The organism is Tumebacillus amylolyticus, assembly GCF_016722965.1.
Taxonomy (GTDB): Bacteria; Bacillota; Bacilli; order Tumebacillales; family Tumebacillaceae; genus Tumebacillus; species Tumebacillus amylolyticus.
On record NZ_JAEQNB010000003.1, the window covers coordinates 277,409 to 300,082 of the forward strand.

The following is a 22,674-nucleotide window of genomic DNA, read 5'->3' on the forward strand; positions in this document are numbered from 1 at the left end:
ACTATTCCGCACAATTTTTCGGTTCAACGGGCGTGGTGTGTTTCATTTTCGGACGGTTGTCGATGATCACCGGAGCGGCGACCGCCTGCGGAGCGTCGACTCGGTTTTCGTACCGCTGCAATTTTTCAACGGCCGGTTGAGCCAGCGTTTCAATTTCGTGCTGAACGATGCGGGCGAGATCGAAGCGACCGGAGGATTCGCAAAACTTGCCGACTTCCCACAGGTTGTTGTAGCGATCCATCTCTTCACGGCTGAACAGGCCGCGCACTTGCACACTGATCGGTCTCATAGTCAGGTACGTCCTCCTCTAGAGTGACAGTTAAAAAAGCTCCAGTTGGTTCCCCGGCAGCTCGGCGCGTTCAAACGGCTGTCCGAGCAACTCCATCATATCAAATGCATTGCGAACTGCGAAGTTGGAATGGTTGTTGTTCCATAATAAATGCACTTGCTCCGCTTCTCGGCTCAAGTTTTGGACCTGCGGAATCCACTCGGCCAATTCTTGGCGGCTGTAGTGGTACTTGAAGCGCTCTCCGGCGTGCTTGGCTCCTTTTAGATACCACGTATCGGTGTTGCGTCCATGAAAGCGCACGAGGGCAAGTTTGGGATCGGTGACGACGGGGAGAGTCGGGATGCAGGCGTCGCCCACTTGCGGTTCGTCCACGATGGTGTTGACGAACTTTTCCTTTTTCAAAAACTCCAGCGTGCGGTCGCGAATTTCTTCGTCGTACCAAGAACGATGGCGAAATTCAACGGCCACCGTCAAATCGTGAAAAAACTCGCGACACCAGCGCAGATAGTCGACGTTTTCACGGTTGAGGGTAAACCACGGCGGCAGTTGGAGGAGCAAGGCGGTCAATTTGCCCGCGTCCACCATCGGTTGAATGGCCTGACGATAGGCGGGCGCAAATTGTTTGCGGTCTCCTGCGGAGAGATGTCGTTCGTGTCCGGTCATGCCTTTGAAGATCTTCATATTGAAGCGAAATTGATCCGGCGTCTGGGCGGCCCATCGCTCGACGTAGGCGGGGTTTGGGATCGCGTAAAAACTCGAATCCACTTCGACCAAAGGAAAATACTTCGCATAATAGGGCAATCGCTCCGAAGCTTTCACGCCGCGCGGGTAAAAATCCTCATGATCTCCCCACGCGCAAGTTCCGCATAAAATTGTGCTTGCGCTCACCGAACCCACCTCCAGACACCATCCTGCCGTTCCAAACTCTCCCTGTCAAGACCTATCGAAACGAAAAAACGTCCTGTTCGCTTGAACTTTGCTTCTGCCCGTTCGCTCCCGTTTTGTCGTCGATTAGGCGTTTGCGACCTTGGCATGCCCTTGGCTTTCCGACTCTTCGCCGTCTTCGTTGATTTCCTTGAGCCCTTTGTTCTCGCGGTCTTCGCGGAGGATTGCCCATTGGTTGCGGGCGAGTTTGACGTACTTTTGGGCGGCGTTGCGGTCTTGGATGACTTGGTTGAAGTAGAGCACCGCCAATTTGTCATCGCCCAAGCGACGAGCCAGTTCCCCGATCAAGTACGGCATCTTGCCCTCGTCGTCCAAGCGCGAATCATGTTCGTAGCAATCAATATAGAAGTCAAGGGCATTCTGCATAAACCGCCGCTCGTTCTCACGGTCTCCCGATTCGCGGTACAACCAAGCCAGATGCAAACAAAGCCCGCCAATCGTCCGCGACGGCTCCCCGACGAACTGCGCGCAAAAAATCGCCAATTTAAACGAAGTAATCCCCTGCTTCAACGTCCTCACGCCGGTCAGATCGCGCGTCGCCCAACGGGTTGCCACTTCATCCACATAGCTCTGCCGACGCAACGAAGTAACCTTCGGCTGTGTCTTCTCCAAAAATGAGAACCCGCACGTCGAACACACGTTGATCAAATAATGAACAGGGTTAGGACCTCCGTACCTTGCAAAAAAATCACCTTGCGTTTCCACTATTTTAACTGCCCGAGTCAGGACTTTTTTCGTATTATAGGTCTCCTCGCACAGCGGACACCGTACTTTTCGATCATACAAACCCTCTACAGTCGTCAATCTGTCCTACCCCATTTCACCGTTTTCTAGGTCTATATCCTTATACTCGCATGATATGCAGAAAACGACAATATACTGTTTTCGTTGACAACGAACTGGAGCAAAATTCTCTGTTGATATTCGGCAAGAGATGGGGTAAGATAAGAACAAACGTTCGTATGAAATTACGCAAGGGAGCGATTGTATGAATCGTGGAAACAAACTTTGGGAAGGCCACCGCATGATCCTGCCTGAGCACCGCGCCCGCATGCTTCAACACGAAGTCGAGTCTTATGTCGTCCCGGTCTTGCACGAAGACGCCAGCGAAGACATCGAGTACCGCGTTCAAGAAGCGATGATCCGCCGCCAACTCCTCACGATCGTTGTTGGCGAACAGGACGGCGAGCACACCGTTGAGGGACGGATCGTCTCCTACCGCACGGAGACGCGCAGCCTCCAAATTCACAACGAATGGGGTCGCTTCCAAATTCCGATCCAGAACATCGTTCGCGTCCTGTAAGTCAGCCTGACAACCCGTTGGAACGTCCCGTTCCCAACTCACATACGTGAAGCTCCACCGGGACACGAGCCCGGTGGAGCTTTTTCATTGCTTTTTCCAGACAAGCTTTGGGCCGAATGCGAGGTAGAGTTCCTGCTGCGGCCCCACGGCGAAGTCGGTCAGGAGCCCGTCGTCTGGCATCTGTTGTTTCGTCCAGACGGCGTCCTCTTCCAGACTTCGCGTGTACAGTTGATTGTGGGAGAGCGCGTAGAGCCGGTTCCTTGTATACGATACGCGCTCGACGTACGACCTGTTCTCCGGATTGAGAAATGTCTTGATGCCGTCCGGCGTGGGCAGGTAGAATTCCGTTTCCTTGGCGGTGACCACCTGACCCCCGTTTTTTTGCAAAAAGCGTCCGGGGACTTTCTCCCACGTTCCGCCTCTGAGCCGTGCGATGCCCGTTGCTTCTACATAGAGAGTGCCGTCTGCGTCGAAAACCGCCTGTCGTGCGGTGCCTTGCACGTCGAGAGGATGCCAGGTGCGACCTTCGTCCTTGGAGAATTGGACCCCTTCGTCTGTGAGCAGCACGATTTGCGACTGGTACGAATCGGCGCTTTGCAGTTGATTTTTTCGCGTGCCCTGCCAAACTGTGCTCCACGTCTGTCCTTCGTCGTTCGACCGCCAGAGCTCGCGGGTTCCAACTCCATAGAGTTGATGGGAGCCCTGCCACCAGAAGCGGCGCACAATACCGGGCAAGCGGATGTCGTGCCAATGCTCTCCCCGATCTTGGGAAAGCTTCGCAAACGGCTTGAGCTGTTCGGCGGGGTCCGGATAGCCCCAAGCCACCATCGTCGCTTTTTCGTCCGGTGCCAACTCCACGCCGTAGATCGACCAGTGCTTCTCTCCTTCGGCTCCAAGCAATGGCCGATCCCCAACGTAGAGGCCTCCGCCCGTAATGTCTTTGCGATAGACGGTGAGTGAGCGCTTGTCCCTGAGGAAGACATGGACTTGCAGGGGCCGACCTTTCGAATCGCTGCCCAGTACGGCAAGTCTTGCTTGATTGGCTTCCCCGATTTCCAACCGATAGTGATAACCGAACGAAACCCCTTCACTTGGACGAAGCTGCGCTTCCGTTTTCGCTCGTTTCCACGCTTCGGGGCTGTCGATGGCGTTCCTGTTGTCGAGGTAGCGGTCCTCCCCTTTCGTTTCGCGCACGGCTTTGATCTCGCCGTCCTCCACGGTGAGACGCAGATGGTCCGTCGTGCCCGGCACGCCGAATTCTTCATGCCAGAGCCTGCGTCTGCCCTCCTCCCCGCTTTCTCGCTCCATCGGAAAGTCCCCGCTCATCGCCGTCGCAAGCTTTGCCTTCGGATTCCAATCCACCGCCCGCTTCATGCCGATCTCAAGAGCCTGTTGCAACGTCAACGGCTTTTTTACAGCGCCGGCCCCGGCGTTTGGCGTGTACAGGGTGAGCAGGCAAAGCCCGACACAAACTGCTCGTCTCCAACCCTTCATCCTCTCTTGCCTCCCTCCACGCGCTTGTACTACAATAACCATGACCGAAAGGAGTCCTGTCCACCATGAAGAAATCGACCGTTCGCATCGTCTCGATGGTTCTCGCCGTCGTGATGGTGGTATCGTTGCTGTATTCGCTGGTTTACTCGCTGTCGTAAGCGAGATTATGATTTGAACAACATCGCGTAGGAGATGCCGATCAGAACGCCAAACCCGATCAGATCGGCCACGTCCATCCCCCATCGGCGGTAGACGAGCAGGAGGCCGGCGGAGGCTACAAGCGATGCAACGAAAGAGATGTAGTGGTGCTTTTTCGTCTTGCCATTCATCCCGGAACTCCTCCCTTCATTGGGATATTATCGAAAAAAAGACTCGTCCGCATACAGGCGGACGAGTCTTCCTTTTAACGAGTACATTTACTTGCCTTGTTTCTTCTGTTCGTGGAGACGAATTCGACGAGCGACGCGTTCGTAGTATTCGTCGGTGTTTTTCTCACCTTCGTGCCATTCGGGATCGTCCCGGTAGCGCTGTTCCAGCCACGGGTCGGCGTAGAGGTGGTAGCCGCGCTCTTCCCAGAACCCGGCCTTGTCCTCTGCGACAAATTCGATGCCTCGCACCCACTTCGCCGATTTCCAGAAGTAGAGTTGCGGCACGACGAGACGCAGCGGCCACCCGTGGTTCGGCGTCAAGGCCTGACCGTCGTGCGAGTGCGCGAACAGAACATCGTCCATCAGCAAGTCTCGGAGCGGCAAGTTGGTCGTCCAGCCCTCTTCGGCATGGATGACGACGAACTTCGCTTCGGGCTTGACGTTGACTTGCGCCATCACGTCCTTGAACGAGACGCCGTCCCACGTGTTGTCGAGGCGGGACCATGTCGTCACGCAATGGATGTCAGACGTCGAGCGGTACTCCGGGAGTGCATTGAATTCCTCCCACGTCAGTACTTTCTCTTGATCCACCAAACCAAAGATCCGAAAGTTCCATGTCGCCAAATCGATGCGCGGCACGGTGCCGGCATGAAGCACCGGCCATTTTTCTGTCAGATATTGACCGGGCGGGACACGGTCTTTGAGATTGTCGCTCATGAGGGGCCTCCTTATCGAGTCGATTCGAACAGCTCGATCCACTCGCCGTCCGGACCGTTGAAGAAGAAATAGCGGGAGCCGTTGGGCAGCGTGGTGATCTCTGCGTCAATCGCGTTGACGCCCAGCGACTTCAAGCGGTCGACTTCCGGTTCGAGCTTGTCCACGGTGAATGCGATATGATGAACTTTGCCCTCCGTCGGGAGGTCGGAGTTGTAGCCGTAGATCAGTTCGAGTTCCGTCTCGTCCTTGCCGGGGAAGCCGAGAAACGCCAACTTGATGACGCCGTTCGTATGGTCGAGCGTGCCTTTGAGATCCATTCCGATCACATCGCGGTAGAATGCGATGGAAGTTTCGATATCGCGGCACTGGATGCCGACATGTTCGATTTTTTGAATCGCCATATGTATTCCTCCTACCTTGTCTTAACATAGAATGTCTTTTTCTATAGTACCATAAACAGGAGCGCACACGGCGGAGTTATGGTATCATGGCTGTACTCAACACGGGAAACCAGAGGTGTATGAAATGAAGAGAAAAATCGTCCTGACAGGCGGCGGCTCCGCAGGCCACGTCACAGGGAACTTGGCTTTGCTGCCCAAATTGGAAGCGGCAGGCTGGGAGATGGAGTACATCGGCTCACACGACGGAATCGAACGGGAGATGATCGAGCGACTCGACATGCCCTATCATCCGATTGCCGTCGGCAAACTGCGCCGCTACTTCGACGTGAAGAACCTCAAAGACCCGTTCAAAGTCATTCAGGGCGTCTTGCAAGCGTACGCAGTGCTTCGCAAAGTCAAGCCGGACATCGTGTTCTCCAAGGGCGGCTTCGTCGCCGTTCCTGTCGTCATGGGGGCATGGCTGAACCGCATCCCGGTCGTCATCCACGAATCGGACCTCACCCCCGGACTCGCCAACAAACTGTGCGCACCGTTCGCTGCCAAAGTCTGCGTGACGTTCGCCGAGACCTTGAAGCATCTCCCGGACGGCAAAGCGGTCCACACCGGCTCCCCGATTCGCGAAGAGGTCTTGCAAGGAAACGCCAAGCGCGGATTCGCGTTCACAGGCTTCACACCGGGCAAACCGGTTCTGCTGATCATCGGCGGCTCCCTGGGTTCGGAAAAAATCAACCAAGCGATTCGCGCCAACCTCGACGTCTTGCTGGCGAAGTACCAGATTCTCCACATCTGCGGCAAAGGCCATCTCGATCCGGCGCTTGAGGGCAAGACCGGCTACCGTCAATTCGAGTTCGTGAGCTCCGAACTGCCGGACTTGTTTGCGATGACCGACCTGTTCGTCTCGCGTGCGGGTGCCAATGCGATCTTCGAATTCCTGGCGCTGAAAAAGCCCCACGTCCTCATCCCGCTCTCCCGTGCGGCCTCGCGCGGCGACCAAATTCTGAATGCGAAGTCTTTTGAAAAAGCGGGCTACTCCCGCGTCCTTTTCGAAGAAGACCTCACCACAGAAACGCTGCTCCAAGCCATCGAAGAGGCTCAAGCCATGAGTTTCGACTACATCGCCGCGATGGAAACCTCCACCGTCAGCGATGCAGTCGGCACCATCATGGGCTTGATTGAGAAGAACGCGAAGAAACGGAAACGCAAGTAAACAAACCACCGCACCAAAAAAAGAGACGGTCCCTCCACGGGCACCGTCTCTTTTTTCCAAAACTCGTTTTCCCAAACTCTATTGCTCCCCCTCAAACTGCTGCCGGTACAGACTCGCGTACAACCCGTCCACCGCCAGCAATTCCTCATGCGTCCCCTGCTCGACCAACTTCCCGTCCTCGATCACGAGAATCTGGTCGGCGTGCAAGATCGTCGAAAGCCTGTGCGCAATCACCACCGACGTCCGCGACTTCATCAGCTCTTCCAACGCCTGCTGGATGTACGCCTCCGAGTGCGAATCCAGCGCAGACGTCGCTTCGTCGAGGATCAAAATCTTCGGGTCCTTCAAAATGACGCGGGCCATCGCCATCCGTTGCTTCTCCCCGCCGGACAACTTGTGCCCCCGTTCGCCGACCACCGTATCGTACCCGTCGGGCAAACTCACAATCAAATCGTGAATATACGCCGCCTTCGCCGCCGCGACAATCTCTTCCTCCGTGGCAGACGGTCTCCCATACCGCAAATTCTCCCGAATACTCGTATGAAACAGGAAGGTCTCCTGCGTCACCATCCCGACCTGCTCCCCGAGCGACTTCAACTGAACGTCGCGCAAATCCACGCCGTCCAACTTCACCGACCCCGCAGACGGGTCGTACAACCGCGGGATCAAATTCGAGATCGTCGTTTTCCCCGAGCCGCTCGGCCCGACCAGCGCCACAATCTGTCCGGGCTGGATCGCAAAATTCAATCCCTGCAACACCGGACGCTCCTGCTGGTACCAGAACGACACCTCCTCAAACTCGATCCGCCCCTGCACGTCCCGCAGTTCTACTGCGCCGGGCTTGTCTTGAATCTCCACTTTCAAATCGAGATACTCAAACAGCCGATCAAACAACGCCACCGAGCCCAGCACGTTGACTTGAATCCCCGCAAGCGACGAGACCGGCCCGTACAACCGCGTCAGAAACGCCGTAAACGCAATCACCGTCCCGAGCGTAATCGACTGATCGATCACCAAATGCCCGCCGTACCAATAAATGATCGCCGGTCCTGCCGTCGAGATCACCGAAATAAACATGAAAAACCAGCGCCCGATCAGACTCTGCCGAATCTGCAACCGCTTCAACTCGTTCGTTTTCCCCACAAAGCGGCGCAGTTCATCCTCTTCGCGCCCGAACGATTTCACCAACATCGCTCCGCTGACCGAGAGCGTCTCTTGCATCAACGATGACATCTCGCTCATCTTGGACTGCGTTTCTTTGCGCACTTGGTAATTCAACTTGCCCACCCGCCGCGTCGGCAAGATGAACAGCGGCAAGAGCACCAACGAAAGCAGCGCCAACCGCCAATCGAGCAGAAACATCGTGATCATCGTCGTCGTGGCGAGCAACAAATTGTTGATCGACTGCGAAATCGTATCGGTCACGACCTGTTGCAAGCCGTTCACGTCATTGTTCACGCGGGACATGATATCCCCGGTCTTCGTCGAGGTGAAAAAGCGAATCGACATGCGATGCAGATGCGCATACATCTGGTTGCGAATGTCGTTCATCACACCCTGCCCGATCACGGAGTTGAGAAACGCCTGCCCGACGCTGACCAACCCTTGCAAGATCGCCGCCACAATCATCGCGACGACGAGCCAGTTCAGCAGAGACGTTCGCCCGTTTGGTATCGCTTCGTCCACCACCCCGCGAATCAACAGCGGTTGCAACAGCCCAAACCCGGAGGAGAGCAAGATGAAAAACACCACCCCGATCCCCTGCTTCCAATACGGAAGAAAGTAGCGGTAGATGCGCAACAGCGATTCTTTTTTCAACTCCGGCTTCTCCTTGCCGTCTCGACCCCAGTCGTTGTACCCGTGAAAACGACTCACTCCCGTTCCCCCTCACGCCCACGCGCCAACCCGTAGCGGTGCGCTTTGTTAATAATCGTCGTATGCGAAGTACCCAACTGCTTCGCCACCGTGCGCAACGAACCGAACCGATCCAAGTAGTCCGCGATCACCTGCCGCTCAAATTCCTCCACGCGTTCCTTGAGCGAGCCGTTTCCAACCCACGCCCCCGTTCCCGCCCCCGTCACACGCACATCGGGGAACATCATGTGATACGGCTCAATCACCTCGCCGTCGACGAGATGCACCGACCGCTCCACCATGTTTTCCAATTCGCGCACGTTGCCCGGAAAGTCGTACTGCGACATCCGTTCCTGACAAGCGTCCGACAGCACCAATCCAACCTTGCCGGTTTTCGACCGCCAATTTTGCAAAAAATGCTCGGCCAGCAACACCACATCCTCCGGTCGCGACCTCAGCGGCGGAATCTGCACCGGAATTACATGCAAGCGGTAATACAAATCCTCGCGAAACTGCCCGCTGCGCACCATCTGCAACAAATCGCGGTTCGTCGCCGCAATCACCCGCACATTCGCCTGCTGCTCCCGCGTTCCGCCGACCCGCCGAAACGTGCCCGCCTGAATCGTGCGCAACAACTTCGCTTGCAGAGGCAACGGCATCTCGCCCACTTCATCCAAAAAAAGTGTGCCTTTGTCCGCCGCTTCATACAACCCGGGCTTCCCCCCGCGCTTCGTGCCGGTAAAAGCGCCCTCCTCATACCCGAACAGCTCGCTCTCCAACAGATGCTCCGGCAACGTCGCGCAGTTGATCGCCACAAACGCATATTGCGTACGTCGAGACGCGTTGTGTATGGCCCGGGCGAACAACTCTTTGCCCGTCCCGCTCTCTCCGAGCAACAGAACGGTCGAATCGGTCTGCGCCACCATCCTCGCCGTCTGGATGCACCGCCGCATCAGATCGCTCCCATGCACGATGTCGTCAAACGTAATTTCATCTCGCCGACTCTTGAACGATTCCCGCAACAACTGCGATTCCCGTTCCTCGGCGGGCAATTTCTGCACCTGCGTCACAGCCCGCACGCCGTCGATGCCAAGCAAATCGCCATAGACGCACTCGATCTCGCCCGGCGGATGCTCCAACCGCACGTACACATAATGGCGCATCACTTCCATCGCCTCGATGTTGCACGCATGCGTCGTCAGCACCCGCACCACGTCGAGTGTCATCCCGATCCGGTCCGTTGTTTCCACCATCCAGCGAATCATGGACATGCTTCCTGCCACCTGCCGTTTCTCATGGAAAGATTTAGTTCCATTATAGCAAAAAAAGAGGCGGTGGGACGCGCACGCGACCCACCGCCTCTTTTTTCACGAACCGAAACTCTACTGGTACTTCGGTGCCAACTGCACCCGCTCTTCCCATTCCTCACGAAGCAGACCCATCAAGATCTGGTCTTGGTAGCCGTTGATCGTATAGCGCCGCTTGCGTCGCACGCCTTCGATGACGAACCCCGCTTTCTCATAGCAGCGAATCGCCCGCTTGTTTGCTTCATGAGTGTCGAGTTCCACCCGACGCAAGTTCAAGCGGCGGAAGAGGACGTACAGGAACTGCTCCAACGCCTCCGTCCCATATCCACCGCCCCAATACGCACGTTCCCCGATCATCATGCCAATCGTCGCCACGCGTTCAAACGCATCCAGACCGCTGTACGAAACCGTACCGATCATCCGCCAGTGCCCGGCTTCTTCCTCGACTTCGATCGCAAATGTACGATCCGTCGCCGACTTCTGATTGCGCAGACGCTCCACCATCTGCTCACGGGTCGGGTCGATATCCCCACGGGCACCGTTGCCCCAATACATCACTTCTTCATCCAAACGGTACGCATACAAAACATCTGCGTCCGTTACTTCCGCCGGACGCAATCGAACAGGTTTGCGCACGAGCCATTCCTCCTCTGCTTACTTCTACGTTCTCGGGAGCCAAACTTGAAATGTTACGCGTTCGCCTTCACTCTCGGCCCAAATCCGACCGCCGTGCAGCGTGATGATATTTTGGGCGATGGCGAGACCGAGTCCAGACCCGCCTCGTGCGGAGGAACGAGCTTGCTCCACCCGATAGAAGCGGTCAAACAAGCGCTCCAATTCCTCAGAGGTCAACGGCTCGCCGTGGTTCTCGATGGTGAATTGCGCACCGTCGCCCGTGTCTCGTAAGGTTATCGCCACCACACCCGGCTTTGTTGAGTACTTTACCACGTTGCTGAACAAATTTTCCAGCACCCGCACCAATTTTTCTGCATCGACGGGCAGGAACAGATGTCCCTCCGGCAACGTCCGCAGGACGGACAGCCCCTCTGCTTCAAACAGCGGCACCCATTCTTCAATCAACTGTTCGAGCAGATCGTGGACGCAGATTTCTTGCTTCACCAATTGCACGCCGGGGCCGGACAACTTGGTGAACTCAAACAAATCCTCGATCAAGCCTTGCAACTGCTCCGATTTGCTGTACGCGACCTTCACGTACTCTTCGAGTTGCTCCGTTGATTCGTAGCGATGCTCATGCAACAGCCGCAGATAGCCCATCACCGAAGTCAGCGGCGTGCGCAAGTCGTGCGAGACGTTGGTGATCAATTCGTTTTTCATCCGTTCGGCGAGGCGCTCCGCCTCGATCTTGGTCTGCAACTCGTTCGTCATGTGGTTGATGTTCTGCGCCAAGGAACCCAGTTCGTCAGAGGAAATCTCCGGCACTCGGTGCTCCAATTGACCTTCCGAGATCAACAACAGCCCGTCCGCCAGCTCGCCGATATAGCGCACCTTGCGCTTGCTCAACCAATAGAACGAGATGAAAAATCCAGCAAAAAACACCACCATCGGCACCGGGTTTCCCGTCGGTCGGTACTGAATCGCCGGTTTCGGAGACCCGGAGGCGATGACGAACACATGCTCGCCGCCCATCTCGACCGGATAGGCGAACGTCGATTCGCCCTCGTCTCCCACGTCATCCTTGCGTTGCTGGTCCATCGATTGCCAGAGCAAGTCGTGCAAGTTGACTTCCTTTTCCTTGGCTTTTTTCGATTTGTACAGCACTTTTCCTGCACTGTCGACCACGAGGAGACGGAGCTCGCCCACTTCTCCCGTGCGGCGGTTGCGCTCTTCGAGCTCTTCGAGTTGCTGTTGCACATCGTAGGACCCGCCGTTCTCTTCCTTGAGCGCAATCGCTTGGGTGAGATTGCGTGCGGCGTCGTCGATCTTGTACCGGCCCGACGAGTAATCGATGATCGACGTGCGGAAAAAACTCTCCGTCACATAGTTGGTCAGAATTCCGACCGTGAAGGCGATCAACAGGCTCAGCACGAACATCATCATCAACTGCGCCCGCAAACTGTGGTTGATCTCCCACACCAATCGGTCGTACAGTCTCCCGATCCGAGACCACAGGTTCCGGTTAGCTTTCAATTTTGTACCCCACGCCCCAGACCGTCTTGATGTAGCGAGGAGCGCGGGTGTTCTCCTCGATTTTTTCCCGAATCTTGCGGACGTGGACCATCACGGTGTTGTCCGACTGGTAGAAGGGCTCTTCCCAAACGCGTTCGTAGATGCGTTCGGCGCTGAACACCATCCCTCGGTGACGTGCCAACAACTCAAGAATCGAGAACTCGGTCGGCGTCAACTTCACTTCCCGCTCCCCCACATGCACTTCATGTGTGGACGTGTTGATCAGGAGTTCTCCGATTTCAATCTCGTCATGATCTTGAGTCGGCGATTTCGCGTTGTTGAGCAGCAGATAGCGGCGCAATTGGGATTTCACGCGGGCGACCAGTTCCAGCGGGTTGAACGGTTTGGTCATGTAATCGTCCGCGCCGGTGCTGAGGCCGTGAATTTTGTCCAAGTCCTGCGACTTGGCGGAGAGCATCAAGATGGGCATGTGTTTGGCTTCGCGAATTTTCAAGCAGGCTTGGATGCCGTCCATGCGCGGCATCATCACGTCGAGGATCAGCAAGTCGACGTCCTGTTGAGATAAAATGTGCAACGCTTCGACGCCGTCCTGTGCGTGGAGGACGTGGAAGCCTTCGTTTTTCAGATAGATCTCGATCAGGTCGCGAATTTCCTTTTCATCGTCGACCACGAGAATCCGAGCGTCACGGATCACGGTTGGATCACCTCTCAACTGCTAGTATAGCAAACGTAGACGAACGCCGGCGGGACGTTGAGCGGGACGAAACCAACTTGAACCCGATCAAACTTTTCACGCAATTGGCGGCGCATCTGCAGCGAATATTGGAACGTCACGAACACGCCGCCCGGTTTCAAGGATTGCACGACCTGATCCAGAATCCGATCACGCACGTCCTGCTCGAAATTCGCAAACGGCAGGCCCGAGATCACGGCATCCAGTTGCTTGATTCCCAGACTTTCCACTTCGCGCACCAGTTCCTGTGCATCATGGCGGCAGACTGTGTCTGGAAACTCCTGCGCCAAGCGGAAACGCATCTCCGGGTCTTGTTCAAACAGGACGAGCTGGCAGTCCGCACGCTTCACCCGTTCAATGCCTCGGGTAAATACGCCCGTGCCCGATCCCAACTCCGCGACTGCAAGGGCTTCACTCCATTTGACCGGCTTCAACATTTTATCTGTCAGAAAACGCGAGCTCGGTGTCACGCTGCCCACGCTTTTCGGGGATTCCAAGAACTTGTTCAGAAACATCCACTTCTCCGTCAGTTGTTGCGCTTGCATGATTCCACGTCCTCTCCTGATGTTCTGACTTCATCCTATCCTACAAATCTTATCAACATCGTCGGGAAATTCTGAAGATCTTCTTAAGACTGATGGAGAAAAAAAAGAACCTCGCCCGTATACGGACGAGGTTCTCTTTTCTGAACAGGTTTTGTTACGCGGCCGTATGCGGGTCGGTGTCGACCTTCGCAGATTCCGGCTGCTGAACCGGAATCTTCGCCAACGCTTGCTCCAGATCGGCGATGATGTCGTCCGGATGTTCCAGACCGACAGACAGACGCACGAGACCGTCGGCGATGCCCATCTCGTCACGGCGCACGTCGGCCGGGACGACCGCATGCGTCATCGAAGCCGGGTGCTGGATGAGCGTGGTTGCTTCACCGAGCGAGACCGCCAATTGGGCAAGACGTACGGAGTTCATCAGCGTGCGCCCCGCTTCCAACGTCTGAACTTCAAATGCGATCATCCCGCTCGACCCGCGCATCTGGCGCGCGATCAACTCCTGCTGCGGATGGTCGGGCGCGCCGGGGAAGTAGACCTTCGAGACTTTCGGGTGGTTCGCGAGATACGTGTAGACTTTGTGCGCGTTCTCACAGTGACGCTCCATGCGAAGCGAGAGCGTTTTCAACCCGCGCAGAATCAGCCAGGCTTCCATGGGAGCCATGACGGCGCCGATGTCCTTCAACGTCGAGAATCGCAGTTCATCGAGAAACGCCTTGCTCCCGACGGCGACGCCGGCGATCAAATCACCGTGTCCGCCGAGGTACTTCGTCGCGCTGTGGACGACGACATCGGCCCCGTGCTTCAACGGTTGTTGCAGATACGGGGTCATGAACGTGTTGTCCACGACGAGTTGCGCCCCGCCCGCATGTGCGATTTCGGAGACAGCTTGCAGGTCAACCACCTTCAACGTAGGGTTGATCGGGGTTTCCACGTAGACGACTTTAGTTTGCGGACGCATCATGGCACGAACTCGTTCCATGTCCGACATGTCGACGAGATCGAACTCAACTCCGAACTTCTCCTTCAACATCGTGAGCAGACCATAAGTGCAACCGTACAGCCCGTCGGAGCAGAGGATGTGGTCCCCCGACTTCACCATCGCGATCAAAACGGCCGAGATGGCGCCCATGCCGGAGCCAAACGCGAGACCCGCTTCTGCGCCCTCCAACTGCGCCATCGCTTTTTCCAACACGTCGACGGTCGGGTTGGCGATGCGCGAGTAGATCATGCCCTGCTCTTCGCCTGCAAATCGAGCGCCGCCCGTCTCGGCATCGGGGAATACGTACGTAGATGTCATATACAACGGAACCGTCAACGACCCAAACGCCTCAGATCGCGGATCGGCTGCGTGAATGCTTTTCGTTTCGAACCCTTCAAATTCAAACTCTCGTGCCATTTTGAATCTCCTCCTTTGGAGTCTTCCTGCATGTAAACGGTTGCAAGGATCGTGCCAAGGGAGGAAGTCAGTGTTTTCACGGTTTTCAATCGAAAAAATGGAATGAATTCGTGCCAGCGGAACTTTTTCATTCCATTTTAGAAATTCTCGCGCTCGATCAAGCGTTTGAGCCGTTTCAGACTGCGCTTGGTGATCCAGTACATCACCGGCGTCATCAGCCACGGATCGAAAAGCCAACTCCACGGTTTTTTCAACTCAAAGCGAAACGCCGAACGCACCACCGTTCGGTCGGCACCGTCGCGCAGATACGTCCAAGACCCCGCCCCGGAGGCGATGGGAAGCCCATGAGCTTCTACGAGACGCACAACGGTCTGCCGAAGCGGTTGGACGGCGAGATACTCCATGTCAAAGCGATATCCCCACACCATCCGACCCCCGACGGTAAACGTCGCCCCTTTGGTCGGGTGCCCGTCCTTGGTAAACCGTCCGCCCGTCACACGAAAGTCCCACTCGCCCCGTCGGGCGGGGTCTTGCATGAGCGCCCAGACGCTTTCTACAGGGGCGTTGATCTCAACTTCACAAGTGACACGCGCCATCTAGCGGTGCTCCTGCAAGGTCTGACGAAGCCGCTCGACGTCTTCGCCGGACAGACCCTTCGTCGGGAGGAAGTAGACGTTCCCGGTTTGCGAGCTCTCCAACATCCAACCGCCCGGCCCGCGGCGTTTCGTTTCCCGTTCGTCGATCTGCAATTCGTCCCAGCGAAATTGAACCTTGGGAAGCATCGCTCTCTCAAGGGTCAAGCCCTGTGCATCGGTGCGGACGGCGACATGCACGTATTTGAAATGCAGCATCGTCGCCAGCGCGACATACACCAAGACGAGGACGACGAGATCGGTCGTGATCCCCGCGTTCCACATCGTACGGTCGAGGCCAAGCGTTGCGAAAAAAAGAACGGTCACCGCCGCCAGCATCGCATAGCCGGGCTTGCGGTCATAAGTAAGTCTCATCGTGATTCACTCCCTTTGGACAGTAAAAAAACCGCACCCCGAGAGGCGCGGTCTGCTCATTAGTCGCGAGCCGGGTGGTCGACTTCCAAGTCGCCGTTGCACTCGACTTGGCACGCCAGACGCACGCCGTCGTCGATGCGGAACAGCAAGAAGTCGATCTCTTCCACAGACGGTTCGTTTACGTGCTCTTCGCCTTGGAGGATCTTGACGGAGCATTGGCCGCACTCCGCGCTTGCACAGCCCCATTCCATTTCGATGTGGCGCTTCTTGCATTCTTCGAGCAAGTTGGAGCCTTTCGGAACGTCAATGGAGACGGTTTCGTTCGTTTCTTCCAAGTGAATCGTGATTTTTACAGTATCAGCCATGTCAATAGACCTCGCATTCTACGTTGTATCGGTTTTCAGACTCCTTCAGTGTACCACTATTTGGACGAGAATACACGAGTGATAGCTTACAGATTCATTTTTTGCGGAAGGATTTCGGAGGGGGTGGAACGAAATCCTTTTATCACATTCTTTAGAAAACTAGGTGAACTCATCATGGAAACCAATCCACTTTTACAACCTTCTTCGTATCGACGCCGTCGTCGGCGGATCACGCCGTTGCGCGTGGGTCTTGCCCTGCTGGTGCTGCTGCTTCTCGCGGTGCCGGGGTTTACGGGGTATGTGTGTTACAGTTTGACGCATCCTGCGAAGCGTCCGGTGACGATCAATCCGGAGATGCTCGAGATGGCGTATCAAGATGTGACGTTTGCTTCTGCAGATGGAACGAAATTGAGCGGGTGGTTCCTCCCGGCCGGGGGCAATGACAAGCTCGTGATCATGTCGCACGGGTACACGGGCAATCGCGTCGGGGACAAACCCGCGCTACCGACGGCGAAAGCGTTGGTGGAGCACGGAATTTCGGTGCTGATGTTCGACTTCCGGAACTCGGGGATGTCGGACGGGAGCAAGACAACGGTCGGGGCTGAGGAAAAAAATGACCTGCTGTCCGCGTTGAAATTTGCAGAATCGCAAGGGTACGGCGGGAAGGGTATTGGGTTTATGGGGTATTCGATGGGCGCGGCGACGTCGCTCGTTGCGGCGGCCGATGCGCCGGAGGTGAAGGCTGTGATTGCAGACAGTCCGTTTGCGGATTTGACGGATTACTTGCACGAGAATCTGCCTTATTGGTCGCATCTGCCGAACTTCCCGTTTACTGCGTTGATGATGTGGGAGATTCCGTTGGTGACCGGGCATGAGACTTCTGAGGTGAGCCCGGTGGGAAGTGCGGAGAAACTGCGGGATCGGCCGATTTTGTTTATTCATGGGAAGAGGGATAAGGCGATTGATGTGAGTAATAGTGAGAAGATTATCAAGGCGATACATGGGAGCAAAACCGAGTTGTGGTCGATTGCACCGGCGGATCATGTGCAGACGTTTGAGTTTGAGCCGGTGGAGTATTTGGATAAGGTTGTGGGGTTTTTTGAAAGGAATTTGTAGCACAATGAAAAAACACTCAGTCGCCAAGTGCGAATTGAGTGTTTTTTCATTTTGTCCGTCGTTATTACCTCATGAGGTAATTTTAGTTCGCAACTCCTCGGATACAATAACCTTACACGAAAGAGGTGAGGCAGATTCCGAGACGACATCAGATCGATAAGAAAGCATTGCAAAAACTGTTACACAAAGTGCTTGTCTCGAAATTCAACAACAATCTCCTCCGGGAAATGAAGCACTTCGGGATGACTCATGTGCAAATCAGCACAGAGGCCGGAAAGATGGAGAACGCATTAAGCAAATCATTCACCCAAGTTGAAGATATGCATATGTCGAGTTTCCTTCGTTACTGGTACGGTATACAACAAATCCTTGAGCAACGAGGCCAAGAGGAACAACTCGATTTCTCTAGGCTTCTAGATCCTGAACTTCTCAAGATGTTGGAGATAAGCATTCAAATGTCCACGTTCGAAGTTCCAGATGTTGCAGAACGGGAGATCGCATTTTTCCAAGGGCTACGAGCCCATGTCGATGGACTTTTACGTAGAGGTTCGTTATCCCACGACTCAGAGGAAGTTCTCGCCTATGAGTCATTGATGTCGCTTTATTCATCGCAAGAGGAGGAATAAGATGTCTGAAGATCGGAAGTTATGGTTTCTACCACGCCCAGAGCGTGACCCCAAGTTTCATCGTAAAGGCTTGATCGCCCTTCAAACTGCTACAAATAACTTTGAAGAGCGTTGGCGGGCAAATCGTCCGATTCAAAAAAAGTACGAAGAAGAACTGGTCAATCTTGAGGTAAAAAGAGAGCACGTGTCTGAGTCTGGTTCAGGTGGACGTACTTGGGCAGCGTTGCTTCGAACGTTTAGCTACTGCTATCTCAACGATAAGGGCTATCTCGTCCCTACAAAGGTCGGGGAAGCCATTATTCGAAGAGATAACGTTCGCGAAAACATTAAGAAGCAGATCCTCACGCTCCAGATTCCGAACGCCTATTTCCTCGAATCCGGTTTTAAACCGAAGTTTGAGGAAGGTTTTCAGATTCGCCCAGCTCGATTCCTCATCCACCTAACCAATCAAAAATTACTGGACTACTATCTGACCAAGGAAGAGATCACTCTGTTTGCCTTGAAAGCTAAAAAAGACGACGAAGTGCCGGATGTCGTCCAGAGTATTTTGGCTTTTCGAACGGCAAGCCCGCAAGAAAAACAACTCATCCGTCAAGATATTGCGGCCACTTACGATCACCGTGAACGTTCAGATAATGGAGCCCGAGGCTTTATCGCTGCCCACTCTGATGTCGCGCATACCTTTATGTTGATTGCTGAGTATACAGGTCTTGTCGAGTATTTGCGCGGTCAATCAACCATTCGTATCGAGCCCGCAAACAGTCAGGATGTCTCCACCGAACTTTCATGGTTTGATGCAAGATATCCATTCAACACCCGATACAAAATTTCCTTAGAGCGCATGGCGGAGAACAACGGTTTAGACATTACCAGTTACAAGGCAAACCGTCTTGGTTCTGTACCTCCGGCTACGAACGAAGCGAAGACGTTGCGTGAAGTGATGGAGGTGCTCAAAGATTACCCGGTCATCGCCGATCTGAGCACTGACCAATTGGAAAAAATCTTACTAGAAGAATTCTCTCCGCGTGAAGCGAAGAAATATGCGGCTCAATTCTCAAATCCAGAATACGCACGGCTGGAACCCGACTTTGTCTCTGATTACATGGAACAAAGTAACCACCTCAAATTCGAAGACCAGACAGGTCACATTCTAGAATCCATTGGGTTTGAAATTGTGATGCGTCCCAAACCTGTTACCTCAGACCTGACCAAGATTGAAATTCTCGCCCTCTATGGAGACCAATTCTGCGGAATCATCGACGCAAAGAATTACCACAGCAACAAATTCCTGCTCAGCTCCACATTCCGCTCTCTCATGGCGTCCGACTACATTCCGAACTATGAGGGCTCGTTGGGCCGGAAGATTGGATTCTTTGGTTACGTAACGGCAGATAAATTCTCGGGAGACAAACAACTTCCGAAGATCACTGAAGTTGCCAAACGAGCGATTCCCGACCGAACGATTCCTGGGTTTATCATTAGCGCTGGCGTCCTCTTGGGCTTCCTCGACTACTGTCTTGAAAATGACATTCCAAAGGATGTACGTGTTCAAATGTTCCTTCGAGCTGTCAAGAACCAAGGCTACTCCAACCTCTCCACGTTCTTGGATCACGCTCAACTCCCTGTCGAAACTTCATAATCACGTAAAAAAGGAGGCCATGTCGGCCTCCTTTTTAATATTGCATGGCGAGTTGGTTGTTTCTGTTGAGGTCAATCCCAAGTCCATTCCACCAATCCGACTCTGGAAGGTGATCGTAGGGAATACCCGCGAACGACTTCAAAATCGACTCGAAGATGATCTTCGCACCGGCAGGCGGTACGGCCATCCCAACTTGTTGACGAACTTTTTCTTTTTTCCCTTTGAACTCGAAATCATCGGGGAACGTCTGGAGTCTTGCTCGCTCTCGATTGGTTAACGCTCGCGGTTCTGCCCAATGGTAGACATGGGTACCACCGCCACCGCTACCTGTAATCGTATAAGACGGCTTATCCGGGTGAAGTCGCTTGTAGATCTGGCTCAACTTCGCGCCTTTGACATTCAAACGAAGGTGTTCAGGAATCCCTTCATACCATGCGTTTTCACCAGGCGGGATGTTCTTCAACATCTCAATGACCTTCTGTGCATGATTGGTCATCTCGTGATTTGGCGCATCATCTGGGATCGGAGGGTTTTCGATCGCTTCACGTGCTGTAACATATCGGTCCTTTGTGGTTGGAGCCGGAATTCGGAAGTCAACCTCCAAATCTTTACGAATACCCACGATGATGATGCGATGTCGGGTTTGAGGTACACCGTACTCTTCAAATTTGTAGAGATGCGGAGTCAGTCTGTATCCCCACTCCCCAGCGTCTTCCAGTGCAAGAAGGATATTAATAAAGGCTTTCCCCTCATTGGCGCTTTGCAGGCCTCCGACATTCTCGGCAACGAAAAACTTCGGGTTATGATGGTTTATGACCCTTACCCCATACGAGTAGAGTGGGCCGTATTCTCCTTGAATCCCTTTTTGCTCCCCAACAATGCTGTAATCGTTACAGGGGAACCCAAATGCAAATGCATCGATATTCTCCAACTCTTCAATTTCAAGCTCCTGAACAGGCTTGTGATATACCTTAGCATCTGGCTCGTCACGAAGAATGTTATGCTCATACGTTTCACACGCACTTGCGTCATAGTCGTTTGCCCAAACGTGCTTGATTTTGAAGTCTGGCCGTTCTTCCAGATGGGCCATCTTCGAACCCAGCCCTAAACCGCCGGGGCCGTTGAATATCTCGCCCATTTTAAAGATCATGCTCAACACCCCATCTATGTCATGATGTCACACCAAAGAGTACAAATTTAGTTCAGACGTCATACTTCGACATTCCCAAGCCATCTCCTCCCGGAAAATCAAACCGGAAAAATGAAACAGGGAACATGTGATCGGTTTTAATTTACCAATCTAGCAAGCTAAAAGCAAGAGATATCTTTTCCAATGCGAAAACACCCGATTCTTTGATCAGGCTTTACCGCTTCCGTAAAACAAAAAAAGTGCTCGGAGCCCTATTAAAAAGGACTCCAAAGCACATCTAAAAACATGATACCGCACCATAAATCAATAGACTATTTGCTCAAAATCAAGAGAACAAATCTCTCTTGTTGAATCCATAATGTTCATAGTCCCGAGTCACGAATTCTCGTACATACGGTGATATGTTCTTAACATCACCAGTAAAAAGCAAAGCTACTTTCCTTCGAGCTCTCGTGAGAGCCACATAAAGTACTTTCTTCTCATCGTTATGAACAGTGTGCAAGTCTTTCATATACTCTTCTGACGTTCGATCATCATGAAAACGTTCATTTACCTTTTGAACTTCCCTTTTATGAGGGTAGTGATGCTTGTCAAAATGCAGGAGAAATACGTAATCAAACTCCAAGCCTTTCACACTAAATGCATCTGCAAAAAACACGGTGCGGTCATTTTTCTTATATACAAATCTATGGTATTCGTTTGCATTACGTACATAAAACAATTTCTGCAACTCGCTGTGAACAACAGATTCTTTGACAGCCATAGCATCGTCATCAAAACGATGAACAATCGCAATTCGGCTACTTGGCTCGTCTCGGCAGAGATCTTCGATCTGCTTAACCAACCATGAAGCTAAATCCTTATCCTGTTTAAAACTACGAATCAGCGGTTTATCACCTTCTCGTAGTGACATATGCCTGACTTCTTCACGATCATTATCTGTATCTTGGAAGTCAAGTGACCCAGCCAACCTCATAATTTGTTTTGTAGAGCGATGGTTCACTTTTAAGTATCGAGTTCGGCGACCCTCTACATCGATATCCATATGGCGCAACGTAACTGGACTACGTTTATAAATGCGTTGTTTCGGATCTCCCGCCAAGATCAACTTTCCAGTCGATTTACACAAAAGATGCAGCGCGAGTATTTGCATAGGTTGTAAGTCTTGCATCTCATCGGCGAAGATGTAATCGTATTTTTCATCATCCTCCATTTCACTAATTTTTTCCAATAAATATATAGCGTAGTCCTCGGCATCAAAACGATCGTTCCCAAATCTGGCATCCCGATCTCTATGATACTCTTGGAACAATTTAAAGATCGTCTTTCTTTGCTCCTTGGTTAGACGTGGAACACTACCTCGTCCAATTCGGTCACAATTTAGGTACGATTCTTCAGTTACAAAACCGTTCGCCTTCATCCATAGGACTTCGTCTGTAAAAAACACGCTTCGATGAGTTTGATACAATCGCTGACCTTGCGGAAGTTTTTCGTTCTCTTGAGACATAAATTTGTTGATAAAAGCAAGAGTTCTTTGAATAGTTCGCTCTGAACGTTTGTGTATCCCGATTTGGTTTGTATAAAACTTTGTAATATCTGGATCAATTTCTCTAAGAGCACTCGAAGCCAACTCATGAAACGTCAGAACTTGCACTTCATGCTTGCTCTGAGAACTGAGTTCCTTGTATTTAGGCGACTCTGCTAGCTTATTTTTCGCATCTTGTACGAGAGGCAAACTAAACGCAATATACAGCATTTTCTTGCCAGCTTCATCGACTTCCATAGCTCGAAGGAGTTTGTACAAAAGTGTTAGAGTCTTGCCGCTCCCAGCCGAACCATTGATTACCATGCGGTTATCTTGTTGACGGATTACATCTAATTGCTGGGAACTTAGTTGGATGTTCTCCATCCAACCATCCAACGTTTCCATTTGTACTGTGTAGTCCATTTTTCGTTTACGACGGGCTGCTCCTTCGTCAGGAGAAGCCCATCCAGCTGCTACCGCAGACCAGAACTCGGTTGAAAAAGTAGCTTTCATTGTTTCACCACCATTCCATTCGT

Annotated in this window: 24 protein-coding genes; 5 read left to right on the forward strand and 19 right to left on the reverse strand. The window is 53.3% G+C overall.

Going from position 1 to position 22,674, the window contains the following annotated elements; genetic code table 11:
• Position 1: 1 nt before the first annotated feature.
• The 3 genes from JJB07_RS11355 to JJB07_RS11365 form a co-directional block, all read right to left on the reverse strand.
• Positions 2-289 (reverse strand): hypothetical protein, encoded by a 288-nt coding sequence (locus JJB07_RS11355; RefSeq protein WP_201635056.1) that lies wholly within the window; start codon positions 287-289, stop codon positions 2-4.
• A 30-nt stretch (positions 290-319) separates the two neighbouring features.
• A complete protein-coding gene (locus JJB07_RS11360; RefSeq protein ID WP_201635058.1) occupies positions 320-1,177 on the reverse strand; it encodes a DUF72 domain-containing protein in 858 nt (285 codons plus the stop codon).
• A 123-nt stretch (positions 1,178-1,300) separates the two neighbouring features.
• Positions 1,301-2,038 carry a DUF2225 domain-containing protein gene (locus tag JJB07_RS11365; protein WP_201635060.1) on the reverse strand — a complete coding sequence of 246 codons (738 nt, stop codon included), beginning with the start codon at positions 2,036-2,038 and terminating at the stop codon, positions 1,301-1,303.
• 184 nt (positions 2,039-2,222) lie between these two features.
• Between JJB07_RS11365 and JJB07_RS11370 the strand changes: the two genes are divergently transcribed.
• Positions 2,223-2,537, forward strand: a complete 315-nt coding sequence (locus JJB07_RS11370; RefSeq protein WP_201635062.1) for a YolD-like family protein — start codon at positions 2,223-2,225, stop codon at positions 2,535-2,537.
• Between the two features lie 84 nt (positions 2,538-2,621).
• Here the strand turns inward: JJB07_RS11370 and JJB07_RS11375 are convergent, their stop codons facing one another.
• From JJB07_RS11375 to JJB07_RS11390, 4 genes are all read right to left on the reverse strand, one after another.
• Positions 2,622-4,031, reverse strand: coding sequence for a WD40/YVTN/BNR-like repeat-containing protein (locus JJB07_RS11375; protein ID WP_201635064.1), 1,410 nt, complete (start codon positions 4,029-4,031; stop codon positions 2,622-2,624).
• A gap of 164 nt (positions 4,032-4,195) precedes the next feature.
• Positions 4,196-4,360, reverse strand: a complete 165-nt coding sequence (locus JJB07_RS11380) for a hypothetical protein (RefSeq protein ID WP_201635066.1) — start codon at positions 4,358-4,360, stop codon at positions 4,196-4,198.
• An 87-nt stretch (positions 4,361-4,447) separates the two neighbouring features.
• Positions 4,448-5,116: a sulfite oxidase-like oxidoreductase gene (locus JJB07_RS11385; RefSeq protein WP_201635068.1), complete on the reverse strand. Its 669-nt coding sequence runs from the start codon at positions 5,114-5,116 to the stop codon at positions 4,448-4,450.
• A gap of 11 nt (positions 5,117-5,127) precedes the next feature.
• Positions 5,128-5,517 carry a VOC family protein gene (locus JJB07_RS11390; protein WP_201635070.1) on the reverse strand — a complete coding sequence of 130 codons (390 nt, stop codon included), beginning with the start codon at positions 5,515-5,517 and terminating at the stop codon, positions 5,128-5,130.
• Between the two features lie 124 nt (positions 5,518-5,641).
• Here JJB07_RS11390 and murG point away from each other — a divergent pair, with 124 nt between their 5' ends.
• Positions 5,642-6,724, forward strand: a complete 1,083-nt coding sequence (murG, locus tag JJB07_RS11395; protein WP_201635072.1) for an undecaprenyldiphospho-muramoylpentapeptide beta-N-acetylglucosaminyltransferase — start codon at positions 5,642-5,644, stop codon at positions 6,722-6,724.
• A 78-nt stretch (positions 6,725-6,802) separates the two neighbouring features.
• Here murG and JJB07_RS11400 read toward each other — a convergent pair whose 3' ends face one another.
• From JJB07_RS11400 to JJB07_RS11445, 10 genes are all read right to left on the reverse strand, one after another.
• Entirely contained in the window at positions 6,803-8,599 is a 1,797-nt protein-coding gene (locus JJB07_RS11400; RefSeq protein WP_347338342.1) for an ABC transporter ATP-binding protein, read from the reverse strand.
• On the reverse strand, positions 8,596-9,849 hold the full coding sequence (locus JJB07_RS11405; protein WP_201635074.1) for a sigma 54-interacting transcriptional regulator: 1,254 nt from the start codon (positions 9,847-9,849) through the stop codon (positions 8,596-8,598). The genes JJB07_RS11400 and JJB07_RS11405 overlap by 4 nt, the downstream gene beginning before the upstream one ends.
• Positions 9,850-9,960: 111 nt before the next feature.
• Positions 9,961-10,521: a GNAT family N-acetyltransferase gene (locus JJB07_RS11410; protein WP_201635076.1), complete on the reverse strand. Its 561-nt coding sequence runs from the start codon at positions 10,519-10,521 to the stop codon at positions 9,961-9,963.
• A gap of 24 nt (positions 10,522-10,545) precedes the next feature.
• On the reverse strand, positions 10,546-12,033 hold the full coding sequence (locus tag JJB07_RS11415) for a sensor histidine kinase (RefSeq protein ID WP_201635079.1): 1,488 nt from the start codon (positions 12,031-12,033) through the stop codon (positions 10,546-10,548).
• Entirely contained in the window at positions 12,023-12,724 is a 702-nt protein-coding gene (locus tag JJB07_RS11420) for a response regulator (protein ID WP_201635568.1), read from the reverse strand. Before JJB07_RS11420 ends, JJB07_RS11415 begins: the two co-directional genes overlap by 11 nt.
• Before the next feature lie 17 nt (positions 12,725-12,741).
• Positions 12,742-13,311: a class I SAM-dependent methyltransferase gene (locus JJB07_RS11425; protein ID WP_201635081.1), complete on the reverse strand. Its 570-nt coding sequence runs from the start codon at positions 13,309-13,311 to the stop codon at positions 12,742-12,744.
• Between the two features lie 154 nt (positions 13,312-13,465).
• On the reverse strand, positions 13,466-14,710 hold the full coding sequence (gene megL / locus JJB07_RS11430) for a methionine gamma-lyase (protein WP_201635083.1): 1,245 nt from the start codon (positions 14,708-14,710) through the stop codon (positions 13,466-13,468).
• A 137-nt stretch (positions 14,711-14,847) separates the two neighbouring features.
• Complete coding sequence (locus JJB07_RS11435; protein ID WP_201635085.1) at positions 14,848-15,306, reverse strand: SRPBCC family protein; 459 nt, start codon at positions 15,304-15,306, stop codon at positions 14,848-14,850.
• Complete coding sequence (locus tag JJB07_RS11440; RefSeq protein ID WP_201635087.1) at positions 15,307-15,717, reverse strand: hypothetical protein; 411 nt, start codon at positions 15,715-15,717, stop codon at positions 15,307-15,309.
• A 59-nt stretch (positions 15,718-15,776) separates the two neighbouring features.
• Positions 15,777-16,082, reverse strand: coding sequence for a 2Fe-2S iron-sulfur cluster-binding protein (locus JJB07_RS11445; RefSeq protein ID WP_201635089.1), 306 nt, complete (start codon positions 16,080-16,082; stop codon positions 15,777-15,779).
• A gap of 174 nt (positions 16,083-16,256) precedes the next feature.
• Here JJB07_RS11445 and JJB07_RS11450 point away from each other — a divergent pair, with 174 nt between their 5' ends.
• From JJB07_RS11450 to JJB07_RS11460, 3 genes are all read left to right on the forward strand, one after another.
• On the forward strand, positions 16,257-17,198 hold the full coding sequence (locus JJB07_RS11450) for an alpha/beta hydrolase (protein ID WP_201635091.1): 942 nt from the start codon (positions 16,257-16,259) through the stop codon (positions 17,196-17,198).
• Positions 17,199-17,476: 278 nt separating this feature from the next.
• Complete coding sequence (locus JJB07_RS11455; RefSeq protein ID WP_201635093.1) at positions 17,477-17,824, forward strand: hypothetical protein; 348 nt, start codon at positions 17,477-17,479, stop codon at positions 17,822-17,824.
• Between the two features lies 1 nt (position 17,825).
• Positions 17,826-19,463: a restriction endonuclease gene (locus JJB07_RS11460; protein ID WP_201635095.1), complete on the forward strand. Its 1,638-nt coding sequence runs from the start codon at positions 17,826-17,828 to the stop codon at positions 19,461-19,463.
• A gap of 34 nt (positions 19,464-19,497) precedes the next feature.
• Here the strand turns inward: JJB07_RS11460 and JJB07_RS11465 are convergent, their stop codons facing one another.
• Complete coding sequence (locus JJB07_RS11465; RefSeq protein ID WP_201635097.1) at positions 19,498-20,613, reverse strand: DNA cytosine methyltransferase; 1,116 nt, start codon at positions 20,611-20,613, stop codon at positions 19,498-19,500.
• Between the two features lie 325 nt (positions 20,614-20,938).
• Positions 20,939-22,651, reverse strand: coding sequence for a UvrD-helicase domain-containing protein (locus JJB07_RS11470; protein WP_201635099.1), 1,713 nt, complete (start codon positions 22,649-22,651; stop codon positions 20,939-20,941).
• Positions 22,652-22,674 lie beyond the last annotated feature (23 nt).

Excerpts from the sequence above, each read along its gene's own strand:
- JJB07_RS11355 (WP_201635056.1), bottom strand. The coding sequence starts at position 289 with ATGAGACCGATCAGTGTGCAAGTGCGCGGCCTGTTCAGCCGTGAAGAG.
- JJB07_RS11370 (WP_201635062.1), top strand. The coding sequence starts at position 2,223 with ATGAATCGTGGAAACAAACTTTGGGAAGGCCACCGCATGATCCTGCCT.
- JJB07_RS11375 (WP_201635064.1), bottom strand. The coding sequence starts at position 4,031 with ATGAAGGGTTGGAGACGAGCAGTTTGTGTCGGGCTTTGCCTGCTCACC.
- JJB07_RS11380 (WP_201635066.1), bottom strand. The coding sequence starts at position 4,360 with ATGAATGGCAAGACGAAAAAGCACCACTACATCTCTTTCGTTGCATCG.
- JJB07_RS11385 (WP_201635068.1), bottom strand. The coding sequence starts at position 5,116 with ATGAGCGACAATCTCAAAGACCGTGTCCCGCCCGGTCAATATCTGACA.
- JJB07_RS11390 (WP_201635070.1), bottom strand. The coding sequence starts at position 5,517 with ATGGCGATTCAAAAAATCGAACATGTCGGCATCCAGTGCCGCGATATC.
- murG (WP_201635072.1), top strand. The coding sequence starts at position 5,642 with ATGAAGAGAAAAATCGTCCTGACAGGCGGCGGCTCCGCAGGCCACGTC.
- JJB07_RS11405 (WP_201635074.1), bottom strand. The coding sequence starts at position 9,849 with ATGTCCATGATTCGCTGGATGGTGGAAACAACGGACCGGATCGGGATG.
- JJB07_RS11425 (WP_201635081.1), bottom strand. The coding sequence starts at position 13,311 with ATGCAAGCGCAACAACTGACGGAGAAGTGGATGTTTCTGAACAAGTTC.
- megL (WP_201635083.1), bottom strand. The coding sequence starts at position 14,710 with ATGGCACGAGAGTTTGAATTTGAAGGGTTCGAAACGAAAAGCATTCAC.
- JJB07_RS11435 (WP_201635085.1), bottom strand. The coding sequence starts at position 15,306 with ATGGCGCGTGTCACTTGTGAAGTTGAGATCAACGCCCCTGTAGAAAGC.
- JJB07_RS11440 (WP_201635087.1), bottom strand. The coding sequence starts at position 15,717 with ATGAGACTTACTTATGACCGCAAGCCCGGCTATGCGATGCTGGCGGCG.
- JJB07_RS11445 (WP_201635089.1), bottom strand. The coding sequence starts at position 16,082 with ATGGCTGATACTGTAAAAATCACGATTCACTTGGAAGAAACGAACGAA.
- JJB07_RS11450 (WP_201635091.1), top strand. The coding sequence starts at position 16,257 with ATGGAAACCAATCCACTTTTACAACCTTCTTCGTATCGACGCCGTCGT.
- JJB07_RS11455 (WP_201635093.1), top strand. The coding sequence starts at position 17,477 with ATGGAGAACGCATTAAGCAAATCATTCACCCAAGTTGAAGATATGCAT.
- JJB07_RS11460 (WP_201635095.1), top strand. The coding sequence starts at position 17,826 with ATGTCTGAAGATCGGAAGTTATGGTTTCTACCACGCCCAGAGCGTGAC.
- JJB07_RS11465 (WP_201635097.1), bottom strand. The coding sequence starts at position 20,613 with ATGATCTTTAAAATGGGCGAGATATTCAACGGCCCCGGCGGTTTAGGG.
- JJB07_RS11470 (WP_201635099.1), bottom strand. The coding sequence starts at position 22,651 with ATGAAAGCTACTTTTTCAACCGAGTTCTGGTCTGCGGTAGCAGCTGGA.